The sequence below is a fragment of the Streptomyces lydicus genome (assembly GCF_000717345.1).
GTDB lineage: Bacteria > Actinomycetota > Actinomycetes > Streptomycetales > Streptomycetaceae > Streptomyces > Streptomyces lydicus.
The window spans coordinates 91,230-104,397 of sequence record NZ_JNZA01000011.1 but is presented as its reverse complement, the minus strand read 5'-3'; the positions used below and the strand labels follow the sequence as shown (position 1 = coordinate 104,397).

The window sequence follows — 13,168 nt, the reverse complement described above, 5'->3', positions numbered from 1 at the left end:
GCGGTGCGCTCCGGTTTATTCGATGCGTACGTATCGGTACCAGGTTACGATGCCGAACCGATACGGGCGCATCGGAACGGTGCGCCCAGGGAAGGGGAGGTCATGCACAACGCACTGTGGAAGAGGGCGGCTCGCGCCCAGGCCATGGCGGTACGCGCCGGTGAGGTGTCGGCGCTGGACCTGGTCGACGCCCATCTGGACCGGATCGCCGAGGTCAATCCCGCCGTCAACGCCGTGACCCAACTGCTCGCCGAGCGCGCGCGGGCCGATGCGGCGGAGGTCGACCGCAGACGGGCGGCCGGTGCCGAGCTGGGGCCACTGGCCGGAGTGCCTTTCACGGTCAAGGAGACCACCGCCATCGAGGGCGTGCCGACGACGTACGGCGCGGAGCGCTTCCGTGACTTCGTCGCACGCTGCGATGCGCCCCCGGTGGCGCGGCTGCGGGCGGCCGGAGGCATCCCGATCGGACACAGCAACATGCCGACCCTCGTTCTGGCGGGCGTCCACAGCCGCAGCGAGCTGTTCGGGGACACCGTGAACCCGTGGTGCGCCGACGTCACGCCGGGCGGCTCCAGTGGTGGTGACGGTGCCGCCGTGGCCAGCGGGATGGCCGCGCTGGGCCTCGGCAACGACTCCGGAGGGTCCGTGCGTCTCCCGGCGTCCTTCTGTGGCGTCGCGGGGCTGAAGCCCACCTACGGGCGGTTCCCCGCCGACCACCGCATCGGACCGGACGACCCCGCCCTCGCGGCGCAAGTCCTCGTTGTCGACGGCCCGTTGGCCCGCACGGTCGACGATCTCCGGCTGGCGTACGAACTGCTGGCCGGGACCGACCCCCGCGACCCGAGGGCGGTACCGGTGCCCCTGTACGGCGAGCCGCTTCCGCGTCCCCTAAAGGTGGCCATGGTGACCGACCCCGGCGGGCACGGCGTCCACCCCGCCGTCCGCAAGGCCCTGGAAAGCGCCGCGGACGCGCTTCGGGACGCCGGGTACCGGGTGGACGAGGTGGCGGACGTTCCGCGGCTGGACGACGCCCTCGACGCGTACGGCCGGATGACCTGTACGGAGTTCGCCACGACCTGGCCCTCGGTCAAGCCGCTGCTCGGCGAGGGCGGCCACCGCTACATCGAGATGGGGATGCAGCGGACCCGTCCCGTCGAACTGACCGAGTACCTGCGGCTGATCGGGGTGCGGATGGGCATCCAGCGGGACTGGGCGGTGTTCCTGGAGGAGTATCCGCTGGTCCTGGGGCCGGTGTTCACCGACCCGCCGTTCGCACCGGGGGACGAGATGCGCGACACGGAGAGCCACCAGCGGGTGCAGAACGCCCTGCGACTGTGCACCGCGACGAGCTTCGTCGGCGTCCCCGCGGTGGCGGTGCCCACCGGGGTGGTGGACGGGCTCCCGTACGGCGTGCAGCTGATCGGGCGCCCCTATCGGGAGGACCTGTGCCTGGAGGCGGCTGGGGAGGTGGAGCGGCGACTGGGCGTCCTGACGCCGGTCGACCCGCGCCCGTAAGGAAGTTCGGGGTGGTCGGAATGTGACGCGCAGTGATCCAGCTTCGCTTCCGGGCCGTACGATGGCGCGGTGCTGGTCAAGTGGATTCGCCTCACCGTCGTGGACCGTCGAGGGTTCGAGCGGGGGCAGCGGAAATGGGCGGGGCTGCTGGGTGAGCCGGGGTTCCGAGGGCAGGGCGGGGGGTGGAGCCGGGGGCGGCCGGGCGTTGCGCATCTGGTCGCCTTCTGGGAGAGCCGGGCCTTCTACGACTCCTTCATGGCACGCTCCCACGACCGGCTGGCGACTTCCCAGGTCGGCACCTACAAGGACGCCCAAGTGCGGTTGTTCGAGCACGAGTTTGACGTGAAGGTCGGCTTCCGTCCGGTGTTCGGCGACGTGGACGTGCTGCGGCTGGCGCACTGCCAGGTGCGCCAGGACCGGGTGGATCACTTCATGCTGATGCAGGAGAAGGTCTGGAACCCCGCGATGGCGGGCTCACCGGGAATGCTGCGCGGGATGCTGGGGCGCGCTCCGGGGGAGGAGTTCCTGGTCCTCTCGATGTGGCAGTCGGCCGCGGAGCGGGGGAAGTACCGGCCCGAACGCGTGGAGCGGCTCGCCCTGCGGGCCCAGATAGCCGCGGACGTCCAGGCGATCGCCGGGGACGTGGTGCAGCTCGAACCGTCCTGGACGGTGTGACGGGCCGGGGCCACCGGCCCGGCACTGTCAGGTGACCTCGCCCCGCTGCGTGCCGGCCGTGCCGACGGTCGTGAACACCCCTGCGCGCGCGGCGGCCAGCGCTGCCGCCACGGCCTGGCCGGCCAGCGCGTCGTCGATCGGCTCGCGGGTGATGAACAGGCGGAAGAAGAGCGGCGCGGAGACGGCGCGGACGAGTGCGCCGGCGTCGACGCCGCCGGTCGCGGGCGCGGGCAGCTCGCCCCGTTGGAGCGCACGCTCGACGAACGGCTCACAGCGCGCGAACCGCTCCACGTAGTACGCGCGCAGCGCCGCGGCCGCGCGCTCCGACTGGAACCCGGCGGCGATCATCGCGGACCCCGAGGCCGCCACCGCCGGGTCGGTGAAGGAGGCGACGACCTCCTGGGCGAGGGCGCGCAGATCGCCCTCCAGCGAGCCGGTGTCGGGCGGAAGCCAGCTGTCCTCGCCCGCCAGGTCCAGCGCGTCCACCACCAGGCCCTCGACGTCCTTCCAGCGGCGGTAGAGCGTCGTCTTGTGCACGCCCGAGTGCTCGGCGACATATTCGACGGTCAGGCCCGGGTAGCCGTGCTCGGTGAGGCCGGCCAGCACGGCGTCGCGGACGGCGGCGCGCGTCCGGGCGGTGCGGCCGCCGGGCCGCCGGGTGCCGGGGGTGGAAGCGGCAGCCCCGTGCGCGTTCTCGTTCGCCTTCTCGCCGGTCAATTGCAACTCCAGTTGCGTTAATTGGGTGGCCTGTGTCATCATCATCGTAATGCAACAACGGTTGCATTTGCTCGGGGGAGGTCAGCTTGTCCACTCAGATCTCACTGCACGACCTCACCAAGTCGTGCGGCGACCGCCTGCTGTTCGACGATGTCTCACTGTCGATACGGCCCGGTGAGCGTGCCGGCATCGTGGGGGAGAACGGCGCCGGTAAGTCGACGTTGCTGCGCCTCATCGCGGGCGCCGAGCGGCCCGACGAAGGCCGCGTCGTGCTCCGCGCCGACGGCGGGGTCGGCTACCTCGGGCAGACCCCGGACCTCCCGCCGCACCACACCGTCCAGGACGCGATCGACACCGCCCTCGCCGACCTCAGGGGGATGGAGCGCCGGCTGCGGGCGCTGGAGCGCGAGCTGGGCGAGGCGACCCCCGGCCGCCTGGCGGAGTACGGCGATCTGCTCACGCTCTTCGAGCTGCGCGGCGGGTACGAGGCCGACGCCCGCGTGGAGAAGGCGCTGCATGCGCTCGGGCTCGAAGGGCTCGGCCGCGAACGGCTGCTCGGCAGCCTCTCCGGCGGCGAGCAGGCCCGGCTGGGGCTCGCCTGCCTCATCTCCGCGGCGCCCGAGGTCATGCTCCTCGACGAGCCCACCAACCACCTCGACGCGGCCGCCCTGGACTGGCTCGAAGAGGCCCTGCTCGCCCATCGCGGCACGGTCCTCGCCGTCTCGCACGACCGCCTCTTCCTTCAGCGGATCGCGACCTCGATCGTCGAGGTCGATGCCGACCGCCGCAGCATCGTCCGCTATGGCGAGGGGTACGGCACCTTCGTCGCCGCCAAGGCCGCCGCCCGCCGACGCTGGGAGCAGGAGTACGCCCAGTGGTGCGAGCAGATCGCGCAGCTCACCGACTTCGCGGACGGCGCCGCGCGCGGGGTGGCCCAGGGCCGGGTCATGAAGGACAACAACAAAATGGCGTACGACCGGGACAAGGGCCGGGTCCAGGCGTCCGTGTCCAGCAGGGTGCGCAACGCCCAGGAACGGCTCCGCCGCCTCAGGGAGAGCCCGGTTCCCAGACCGCCGGAGCCGTTGCGCTTCACGGCCGCGCCGGACCGGGGCGAGACCGACGGCACCCTGGTCCGGCTCGACGGGGTGCGGCTCGGGGACCGGCTCTCGGTGGACTCCCTCACCGTCACCGCCGGTGAACGCCTGCTGGTCCACGGGGCCAACGGCGCGGGCAAGACCACACTCCTGCGGGTCCTGGCCGGGCTCACCGCACCGGACAGCGGCACGGTCGTGCGCCGGGGCCGGATCGGCTTCCTCGCGCAGGAAATACCGGTCTCCCGTCCCGCCCAACCCCTCCTGGCCGCCTTCCGCCAGGGACTGGCCGGCGACACCGAGGAGCTCACCGCCCGGCTGCTCTCCTTCGGGCTCTTCCGTGAACGGGACCTCGAAGTACCCGTCGGGGCGCTCTCGGCCGGCCAGCGACGCCGGCTCGCCCTGGCCCGGCTGCTGGCCCGCCCCGCCGATCTCCTGCTGCTCGACGAACCGACCAACCATTTGGCGCTCGGCCTCGTCGAAGAGCTCGAAGCCGCTCTGGCGGCCTGGTCCGGTGCACTGGTTGTGGTCACCCACGACCGGCTGCTGCGCCGCCGCTTCGGTGGCCGCCCGTACGAGATACGCGACGGGCGCCCGGCCCTCGTCGCCCGGTGAGGCCCGGAACACGGTGAACGGGGCTGACCGGCCCCCAAGCAGGACTGGCCAGCCCTCAAACTGGGCAGCCGGCAGGGCCTGGAGGGCCGGGAGGGCCATTAGAGCCCGCACGGCCGACGGAAACCCGAGGGACGGACCGGCGGGACGGACCGACGGGACGGAAACGGCCGGGCTCGCGGAGGCGTGCGCCATGTACACGACCGCGTCCGCGGTCCGCCTGATGGGCCCGGCCACCCCTGATCTGCCGGACGGGCCTACGCTGGCGGCATGGCTCGGCCCCGACGCATCGTTCTCATCCGCCATGGCGAGTCGGAGGGGAACATCGACGACACCGTGTACGAGCGGGAACCCGATCACGCGCTCGCTCTCACGAAGGCGGGGCGCCTTCAGGCGGAGGAGGCCGGGGCCACAATGCGGGCGATCTTCGGCGACGAGCGGATCTCCGCCTACGTCTCCCCCTACCGCCGGACCCACCAGACCTTCCAGGAGCTGGGCCTCGACCCCGGCAAGGTCCGGGTGCGTGAGGAGCCCCGGCTGCGCGAGCAGGACTGGGGCAACTGGCAGGACCGTGACGACGTACGGCGGCAGAAGGCGTACCGCGACGCCTACGGCCACTTCTTCTACCGCTTCGCCCAGGGCGAGTCCGGCGCCGACGTCTACGACCGGGTGGGCGCCTTCCTGGAAAGCCTGTGGCGCAGCTTCGAGGACCCGCACCACCCGCAGAACGTCCTGCTCGTCACGCACGGCCTCACCATGCGGCTGTTCTGTATGCGCTGGTTCCACTGGTCGGTGGCCGAATTCGAGTCGCTTTCCAACCCCGGCAACGCGGAGTGGCGCGCCCTGCTGCTCGGCCCGGACGGCCGCTACACCCTCGACCGGCCCTTCGAGCGCTGGTGTGAACCCGAGCCTTATGGCATCACCGGTTAGAGTGCACACCGATGACCCCCGATCACCGTGACGCAGACCGCTGTGCGCGGGCTCTGGCGAGCCTGCGCGGACTGTCCGTGGGTGACGCCCTCGGATCCCAGTTCTTCGTCCCCGCCAATTACCCCGCTCTCAAGCGCCGCGGGCTGCCGCCCGGCCCCTGGCAGTGGACCGACGACACCGAGATGGCCTGCTCCGTCCTCGCCGTGCTCACCACCCACGGCCGGATCGACCAGGACGACCTCGCCCGGTCCTTCGCCGAGCACCACGACTTCGACCGCGGCTACGGTCCCGCCGTCAACCGCCTCCTCCGGCTGATCCGTGAGGGCGGCGACTGGCGTGAGCTGGCCTCCGCGCTCTTCAACGGCCAGGGCTCCTGGGGCAACGGTGCCGCCATGCGCATCGCTCCCCTCGGTGCCTGGTATGCCGACGACCCCGAGCAGGCCACCCACCAGGCGGAGATCTCCGCCTACACCACCCACCAGCACCGCGAAGCCGTCGTCGGCGCCATGGCGGTGGCCGCCGCGGCCGCCCTGGTGGCCGACCCGACCCGCGAAACCGGTCCCGAGCAGCTGCTCGACGGCGTACTGACACTGATTCCGCGCAGCGCCGTACAGGCCGGGCTGCGCCGCGCCCGCGACATGCTCGACTACGCCGACTCCGGCACCGTCGCCGCCGTGCTGGGCTGCGGTCGCCGCACCAGCGCCCACGACACCGTGCCGTTCGCCCTCTGGGCCGCTGCTCGGAACCTCGGCAACTACGAGCGCGCGTTCTGGACCACGGCGCAGGCCGGCGGAGATGTCGACACCACGTGCGCGATCGTCGGCGGCGTCGTCGCGGCCGGCCACGACGGCGCCCCGCCCCAGGAATGGCTGGAGGGCACCGAGTCCCTCCCGTCCTGGGCCCCCGTTCTCACCGACTGACCGGACCCGCCCACCCGGTCTCTCCTCACCCCGCCACCGGCTGATCGTCCGCCACCGTCCCGCGGTCACCCATGCCTGCAACGAGCCGTGCCCGACGGCCACTTCGACCCCGCACGGGTGAGCACGGGGCCGGTCGCGGGGGCCGCGGACGGGCGCCGCACGCCGTCTGCGCCGCGCCTCGCGTACCGGTCGGTAGCGGTGCCGGGCGGCCCCGCTCCCACCGGTGCTCCCCGCATTTGTCCCCAGGTGCGCATCCGATGCGGACGGCGGGGCCGAATAGGCGTAACCTTGCTGGCGCCATGCCGTACGTGCCCCCCACTCATTCCGTCGAGCGATCATTGCGCGCCACGACCGGTGCCAAGATCGTTGCAGGGATCGACGAGGTCGGACGCGGTGCCTGGGCCGGCCCGGTCAGCGTCTGCGCGGCCATCACCGGACTGCGCCGACCGCCCGACGGACTCACCGATTCCAAGCTGCTGACTCCCAAGCGCCGCACCGAACTGTGCGACGTGCTCGGTGCCTGGGTCACGTCGTACGGGCTGGGGCATGCCTCGCCGGAGGAGATCGACGCGCTCGGTATGACCGCGGCGCTGCGCCTCGCGGCCGTACGCGCCCTGGAGGCGCTGCCGGTCCGGCCGGACGCGGTCATCCTCGACGGCAAGCACGATTACCTGGGCACGCCCTGGCGGGTCCGCACAGTCATCAAGGGCGACCAGTCCTGCATCGCGGTCTCCGCCGCGTCCGTGATCGCCAAGGTGCGACGCGACGCGATGATGGCCGAACTGGGCCTGGAATACGCCGACTTCGACTTCGCGGCCAACGCCGGCTACCCCTCACCGACCCATCGCATCGCCCTGGAGGAGTACGGTCCCACGCCGCACCACCGAGTGTCGTGGTCCTATATGGACGCCCTGCCCCGGTGGCGGCATCTGAAGAAGGTGCGCATCACCCCCGAAGCAGCCGCTCTGGAAGCCGGTGGCCAACTCGGCTTCGACTTCTGAGCGGTGCGGGCATGAATTCGGTACCCGATGACATGTCCCGCACCTATGTTTGATAGACATCGTCTTATGCCTCTCATCCCCGAGGAGCCTCAGATTCACGAGAGTGTCCCGGGTCCCCGCGCAACTCCGGCCGCCGGCCGCACCGCGCCGACCCCCCGTCCTGTTCCTGGCCCCGGTCCTCGCCCCGCACCCCCGCGTGGCGCCCCCGCGGCCAGTGCCCGTCCGGGCAAGCCCGGACCTGCCGCCCCGCCGCGTGGGCCGGTCGCCGCTCCGCCGGCGCAGCGCACCGGTTCGTCGCAGCCCCCCGCGGGCAAGACCGGCACCGCAGGAGCGCAGCTCCAGCTGATCCCGGCCCCCGCCGACGGCGCCATTGACGCCGCCGACGAGGCCGTGGACCTGCTGCTGGACACCGGGCGCGCCCCGGGCGAGATCCTGGTGCTGACCACCGGCGACGCCCACCCGTGGGCCGCGCACGAACTGTCCTTCGGCGAGGCGTCCTACTGGGCCCAACACGACGCCGCGGACGATGTGTTCTACGCGGACGCCGCTGCCGAGCGCGCCACCGGCCGGCCCGTCGTGGTCGTCGCCGTCAACGGCGGCACGGACGAGACCGCCGCGGTGGCCCTGCCCGCCGCGATGGCCCGTGCCGGAGCGCTGCTGATCGTCTGCGGTGACCCGCAGCGGATCAACAGCGTCCTCGGCGCGAACGCCTGACCGCACCCGCCCGCAGCAGCCCGTCGGCCCCCGAGGCCGTCGGGCTCGCTCGCGCTCCCGAGAGCGAGCCGCCGCTCGGGCCGGTCAGCGTGCTGCCGTGTGCCGGTGGGCTTCCGGGGCGCCGCCCCCGGTGCTCCTCGGCGTCGCTCTCCCCTGAGGGAGAGCCGTGGCCGCACGCGGGGACTCGGGGCGCGGTGGCGTCGTACCGGGGGAGTCCGGGTGTGCTGCGCGCGCACGGTGTGCCGTCGTGCGAGCGGCCCCCGCACGGCGTCCTTCCGTGCCCTGTGGGCCGGTGACCGGTGAACCGGGGCGGCGGCCTCCGCGGCCCTCGCCGAGCACCTGCCACCGGTCGGGGGTCAGCGTGATGTACGCGCCGCAGCGCAGCCCGTGCAGGGTGCAGGCGTCGCGCAGCCCCCACATCCACGCGCCGTCGGCCTCCGTCCAACGGGCGTCGCCCTCACGGCAGTAGAGCAGCACCGCCGTCCGGACCGGGGCGCGCAGCCGCAGGTCGTGCGGGATCACCCGGCGCAGGTGGGTCAGCAGTGCATTGCGGAACTCCCAGCCGTCGGGAGCGGCCGCCGGCTCGGTGAACGAGGCGCTGGCCGTCACCCGTTCCTGAAGATCGAGCACCGCCACGACGGCCGTCGACGGCCCCGGGTGATGACGGTCGTGCAGGCCGGTGACGACCTCGCGGGGATTGCGCAGCAACGGGATACCGGCGGAGGCCCATTCGGCGGGCTCCAGCATCCGGCCCAGTCGGGCGGCGGGGTCGGTGGACGTGGGCGGGGACGTATGCGGGGGCGGGGCGAAGCCGAAGGTCACGTTCCTCCCTTCGTCGACGCGTCAGCGCAACGGGCATGCTCGGGTGCGCCGGTGCACCAGGACATGGCCCTGCCTGACCACGGACGGCCGGTTGGGGAAGCAACTCCAATTCTCGCGGTCGCACAGCGATGCGGGCAACGAGCAATTTCCGCACAGGCCCGTTAACGCCCCTTGCGCCGCAAATGTCGCCTCCCGTCGCACCGGCCGCGCGCCGTACCGCCGCCGCTACCCCTGTACGGCGAGGACCAGCGGAAACACCCCCTCCGCGCCGGCCTTGCGCAGCAGCCGGGCGGCCACCGCCAGGGTCCAGCCGGTGTCGGCGTAATCGTCCACCAGGAGCACCGGGCCGCCGGCGGACGCCAACGCCTCGGCCAGCTCCGGCGGTACGCCGAGCGAACTGTGCAGGGCCCGCAGGCGCTGGGCGCTGTTGCTGCGCGGAATCCGGCCCTCGACACCGTCGTCCGCCGAGGTCACCGTGCCCAGGAACGGCATCCGGCCGACCGCGGCGATCCGCTCGGCGAGCGACCGGATCAGCTGCGGGCGGCTGCGCGAGGAGAGACAGACCACGCCCACCGGGCGGTGCGGTGCGTCCGCCGCGCCCGAGGCCCAACCACCGGGCCCCTTGGCCCAGTCGGCGAGCACCGTGACCACCGCGGACGCCACATCGTCCGGAATCGGCCCATCAGGTGCCTGCGGTGCGAGCATCGGCCGCAGCCGATTGCCCCACCCGATGTCCGAGAGCCGCCCCAGGGCCCGGCCGGTCGCCGCCAGTTCGCCCGCCGGAATGCGCCCCTTGACGTCGATGCCGACGGTCGGCAGCCCCGTGGGCCACATCCGCCTCGGCTCCACCTCCACCCCCGGGCGCCCCAGCTCACCGCGCGCCGCGTCCAGCGACGCGGCGGAGACCTCGGTGCCGAACCGCGCACCGGCGCAGTTGTCGCAGCGACCGCACGCCACCGCCGCCTCGTCGTCGAGCTGGCGGCGCAGGAACTCCATCCGGCAGCCGGTCGTCGTGGCGTACTCCCGCATCGCCTGCTGCTCGGCCTCGCGCTGACGGGTCACCCAGGCATAGCGCTCGGCGTCGTACGTCCAGGGCCGGCCCGTCGCGATCCAGCCGCCCTTGACGCGCTGCACGGCGCCGTCCACATCGAGCACCTTGAGCATGATCTCCAGCCGGGACCGGCGCAGTTCGACCTGGGGCTCCAGGGCGGGCAGCGACACCGGCCGGCCGGCGGCCGCCAGGACGTCCAGGGTCTCCCGTACCTGCGCCTCGGGAGGGAACGCCAGCGAGGCGAAGTACTTCCAGATCGCCTCGTCCTCACGGCCGGGCAGCAGCAGCACCTCGGCGTGCTTGACGCCACGGCCCGCGCGGCCCACCTGCTGGTAGTACGCGATGGGGGAGGACGGCGAACCCAGGTGCACCACGAAGCCCAGGTCGGGCTTGTCGAAGCCCATGCCCAGCGCGGAGGTCGCCACCAGCGCCTTGACCCGGTTGGCGAGCAGATCGTCCTCGGCCTGCTGACGGTCGGCGTTCTCCGTCTTCCCCGTGTACGACGCCACCGTGTGACCCCGCTGGCGAAGGAACGCGGTGACCTCCTCGGCGGTGGCGACGGTGAGCGTGTAGATGATCCCGGAGCCCGGCAGCTCGTGCAGATGATCCGCGAGCCAGGCGAGACGGTGCGCGGCATCCGGCAGCGGCAGCACGCCCAGGCTGAGGCTCTCCCGGTCGAGCGCACCGCGCAGCACCAGCGTCTCGGCGGCACCCTCGCCCGTCCCCAGCTGCTCCGCCACATCGGCGGTCACCCGGGCGTTGGCCGTGGCGGTCGTGGCGAGCACGGGTACATCCGGCGGGAGGTCGGCGAGCATCGTGCGCAGCCGTCGGTAGTCGGGCCGGAAGTCATGGCCCCAGTCGGAGATGCAGTGTGCCTCGTCGACCACCAGCAGGCCGGTCGCCGCCGCGAGCTTGGGCAGCACCTGATCACGGAAATCGGGATTGTTCAGCCGCTCGGGGCTCACCAGCAGGACGTCCACCTCGCCCGCCGCCACCTCGGCCTGGACGGTGTCCCACTCCTCGGTGTTGGCGGAGTTGATCGTGCGCGCGCGGATCCCGGCCCGCGCGGCGGCGTCGACCTGGTTGCGCATGAGCGCGAGCAGCGGCGAGACGATCACCGTCGGTCCGCTGCCGCGCTCCCGCAGCAGCGCCGTCGCGACGAAATAGACCGCGGACTTGCCCCAGCCCGTGCGCTGCACGACCAGCGCGCGACGGTGCTCGGCGACCAGCGCCTCGATCGCCCGCCACTGGTCCTCGCGCAGCCGGGCTTCGCCGCCGGGATCACCGACGAGGCGCGACAGGACGGCATCGGCTGCGGCACGCAGCTCTTCGTTGCTCATGCCCCCATGCAACCTGATGCCACTGACAACGCGCGAACCCCCGCCCGAAACTGTGGATAACCGCGTCACCCGTGAGTTATCCACAGGGGTCGCGGCGCGGAGGCGAATCGCGGGATCTTCGAGCCATGAATCCGCACAGCGAACCGCGCAAGCACGGCACCGACATCAACTCCACGGAGAACGCGCCGCCGGCCTCCCCGACCGACCCGGCCTCCGCATCCGTGAATTCCACCGACTCCGACTCCGGCTCCAACTCCACGAATAACGACGCGAGCGCAAATAACGCCGAGCGCAAAGACCACGCCAACCTCACCGAGAACACCGCCCACGCAGCACCCGCAGGCCATTCCGACTCCGCGAAAAACTCCGAGCCTTTCTCCCAGCCCTTCACCGCCGCCCACGCGGCAGCCGCCCCTCCCGCGGAAACCCAGGTCACCCTGCGCGGCCCGGCCGAACTCGCCGACGCCCTGCCCTATCTCATGGGCTTCTATCCGGACGATTCGATCGTGATGGTGGCACTGCACGGTGAGCGTGGACGCTTCGGCGGCCGGGTCCGGCTCGGTATCCCCGCGGACACCGCTCAGTGGCCGGACGTCGCCGATCAACTCGCCGACTGTCTGATCTCGGCGGGCCCGGACGACGCGGCCCCACCCTCGGCGATCATCGTCTACCTCTGCCAGGAGCCCGCGGCCGGTGAGACCGGGCAGGACGTCAAGGACCGGCTCCGCCCGCTCGCCCAGCGGCTGCGCACCGCGTGCGGCGCGCTCGACGCGCCGGTCCTCGAAGCGCTGTGCCTGTCCAACGGCCGGTTCTGGTCCTACTGCTGCCCGGACTTCCGCTGCTGTCCCGCCGACGGCACCCCGATGGTCATGCCGGGTACGTCCGTGATGGCGGCCGCTGCCGCGTACGCGGGAATGCAGGTGCGCGGCTCGCTCAAGGAGATGGAGGCACGGCTGAGGCCCCGTACCGGACGGCGTGGCGCCGAGCAGGAGAAGGCGCTGGACACGGCAGCCGGCGCGCTGGTCCCGAGGATGCTCGGGGACGACGGCGCCCTGGCGGTCCGCCGGGCGACCCTCGACCTGGCGGGCGCGATGATCCACCGGTTCCGTCAGGACACCCCCTCGGGCAGCAACCGGGCCCGGGACGCCTGCGACGACGCACTGATCACCGACGCCGAGGCCGCCGATCTCATCCTGGGCCTCCAGGACCGCTGCACCCGTGACCGCGCCGCCGAGTGGATGGACGGTTCCGCCGCGGCCCCGGCCCTGCGGCTGTGGCGTGCCCTCGCCCGTCGCTGTGCCGGCGGCTACGCGGAACACGCGGTGGCGCCCCTCACCCTCGCCGCCTGGGTGTGCTGGTCCACCGATGACGGGCCCTCGGCACGGATCGCCCTCAGCTACGCCCTGTCCATGGACCCCGAGTACACCTTCGCCCAGCTGCTGCACCGCGCCATCAACGAGGGGCTCGACCCGGAGCCGCTGCGCCGCTGCCTGCGCGAACAGCGGCGGGAGGCGATGAGCGAGGAGACCGCGCCCGCCCCGGCCGCCGGGCCCGCACCCGCCGCCGAGCCCGGGGCCGGCGCGCAGCCCGCGCTCGCCGGCAACGAGACACCCCGCTCCCCGAAGCGGCCGGACCCGGCCCGCCCGGGAGCCGCCGCCCGCCCCCGCGGACCGCGCGGCGCCACCGGCCCCGGTGGCCGTACGACGGACCGGCGTGCCAGGCGCCGGGCCGGCCGGGACGACGACCGGAGCCGGCGGTGATCGCGCCAACCCTGTACGGC

Annotated in this window: 11 protein-coding genes; 8 read left to right on the top strand and 3 right to left on the bottom strand. The window is 72.8% G+C overall.

What is annotated here, in order from left to right; all coding sequences use genetic code 11:
* Nucleotides 1-102: 102 nt before the first annotated feature.
* Together OO62_RS12250 and OO62_RS12245 are read left to right on the top strand one after the other, a co-directional pair.
* Nucleotides 103-1,515, top strand: coding sequence for an amidase (locus OO62_RS12250; RefSeq protein ID WP_033267368.1), 1,413 nt, complete (start codon nt 103-105; stop codon nt 1,513-1,515).
* Between the two features lie 69 nt (nt 1,516-1,584).
* The gene (locus tag OO62_RS12245) at nt 1,585-2,190 is read left to right on the top strand and encodes a YdbC family protein (protein ID WP_033267367.1); all 606 of its coding nucleotides are present in this window, start codon (nt 1,585-1,587) and stop codon (nt 2,188-2,190) included.
* 27 nt (nt 2,191-2,217) lie between these two features.
* On the opposite strand, the gene OO62_RS12240 is transcribed toward OO62_RS12245, so the two are convergent.
* A complete protein-coding gene (locus tag OO62_RS12240) occupies nt 2,218-2,946 on the bottom strand; it encodes a TetR/AcrR family transcriptional regulator (protein WP_078617132.1) in 729 nt (242 codons plus the stop codon).
* A gap of 47 nt (nt 2,947-2,993) precedes the next feature.
* Here OO62_RS12240 and OO62_RS12235 point away from each other — a divergent pair, with 47 nt between their 5' ends.
* The 5 genes from OO62_RS12235 (at nt 2,994) to OO62_RS37415 (ending at nt 8,175) form a co-directional block, all read left to right on the top strand.
* On the top strand, nt 2,994-4,613 hold the full coding sequence (locus OO62_RS12235) for an ABC-F family ATP-binding cassette domain-containing protein (RefSeq protein ID WP_033267365.1): 1,620 nt from the start codon (nt 2,994-2,996) through the stop codon (nt 4,611-4,613).
* 267 nt (nt 4,614-4,880) lie between these two features.
* On the top strand, nt 4,881-5,540 hold the full coding sequence (locus OO62_RS12230) for a histidine phosphatase family protein (protein WP_033267364.1): 660 nt from the start codon (nt 4,881-4,883) through the stop codon (nt 5,538-5,540).
* Nucleotides 5,541-5,551: 11 nt separating this feature from the next.
* On the top strand, nt 5,552-6,460 hold the full coding sequence (locus OO62_RS12225) for an ADP-ribosylglycohydrolase family protein (RefSeq protein WP_033267363.1): 909 nt from the start codon (nt 5,552-5,554) through the stop codon (nt 6,458-6,460).
* Between the two features lie 299 nt (nt 6,461-6,759).
* Entirely contained in the window at nt 6,760-7,461 is a 702-nt protein-coding gene (locus OO62_RS12220; RefSeq protein WP_033267362.1) for a ribonuclease HII, read from the top strand.
* A 66-nt stretch (nt 7,462-7,527) separates the two neighbouring features.
* Nucleotides 7,528-8,175, top strand: a complete 648-nt coding sequence (locus OO62_RS37415; RefSeq protein ID WP_063739002.1) for a hypothetical protein — start codon at nt 7,528-7,530, stop codon at nt 8,173-8,175.
* An 84-nt stretch (nt 8,176-8,259) separates the two neighbouring features.
* On the opposite strand, the gene OO62_RS12210 is transcribed toward OO62_RS37415, so the two are convergent.
* Nucleotides 8,260-8,997: a hypothetical protein gene (locus OO62_RS12210; RefSeq protein ID WP_033267360.1), complete on the bottom strand. Its 738-nt coding sequence runs from the start codon at nt 8,995-8,997 to the stop codon at nt 8,260-8,262.
* Between the two features lie 225 nt (nt 8,998-9,222).
* On the bottom strand, nt 9,223-11,388 hold the full coding sequence (locus OO62_RS12205) for a RecQ family ATP-dependent DNA helicase (protein ID WP_033267359.1): 2,166 nt from the start codon (nt 11,386-11,388) through the stop codon (nt 9,223-9,225).
* 125 nt (nt 11,389-11,513) lie between these two features.
* Between OO62_RS12205 and OO62_RS12200 the strand changes: the two genes are divergently transcribed.
* Nucleotides 11,514-13,148 (top strand): DUF4192 domain-containing protein, encoded by a 1,635-nt coding sequence (locus tag OO62_RS12200; protein WP_078617131.1) that lies wholly within the window; start codon nt 11,514-11,516, stop codon nt 13,146-13,148.
* Nucleotides 13,149-13,168: the final 20 nt, after the last annotated feature.

What these genes read in the sequence shown, in the direction of transcription:
- OO62_RS12220 (WP_033267362.1), top strand. Translation starts at nt 6,760, where the DNA reads ATGCCGTACGTGCCCCCCACTCATTCCGTCGAGCGATCATTGCGCGCC.
- OO62_RS12205 (WP_033267359.1), bottom strand. Translation starts at nt 11,388, where the DNA reads ATGAGCAACGAAGAGCTGCGTGCCGCAGCCGATGCCGTCCTGTCGCGC.
- OO62_RS12230 (WP_033267364.1), top strand. Translation starts at nt 4,881, where the DNA reads ATGGCTCGGCCCCGACGCATCGTTCTCATCCGCCATGGCGAGTCGGAG.
- OO62_RS37415 (WP_063739002.1), top strand. Translation starts at nt 7,528, where the DNA reads ATGCCTCTCATCCCCGAGGAGCCTCAGATTCACGAGAGTGTCCCGGGT.
- OO62_RS12225 (WP_033267363.1), top strand. Translation starts at nt 5,552, where the DNA reads ATGACCCCCGATCACCGTGACGCAGACCGCTGTGCGCGGGCTCTGGCG.
- OO62_RS12240 (WP_078617132.1), bottom strand. Translation starts at nt 2,946, where the DNA reads ATGACACAGGCCACCCAATTAACGCAACTGGAGTTGCAATTGACCGGC.
- OO62_RS12250 (WP_033267368.1), top strand. Translation starts at nt 103, where the DNA reads ATGCACAACGCACTGTGGAAGAGGGCGGCTCGCGCCCAGGCCATGGCG.
- OO62_RS12200 (WP_078617131.1), top strand. Translation starts at nt 11,514, where the DNA reads ATGAATCCGCACAGCGAACCGCGCAAGCACGGCACCGACATCAACTCC.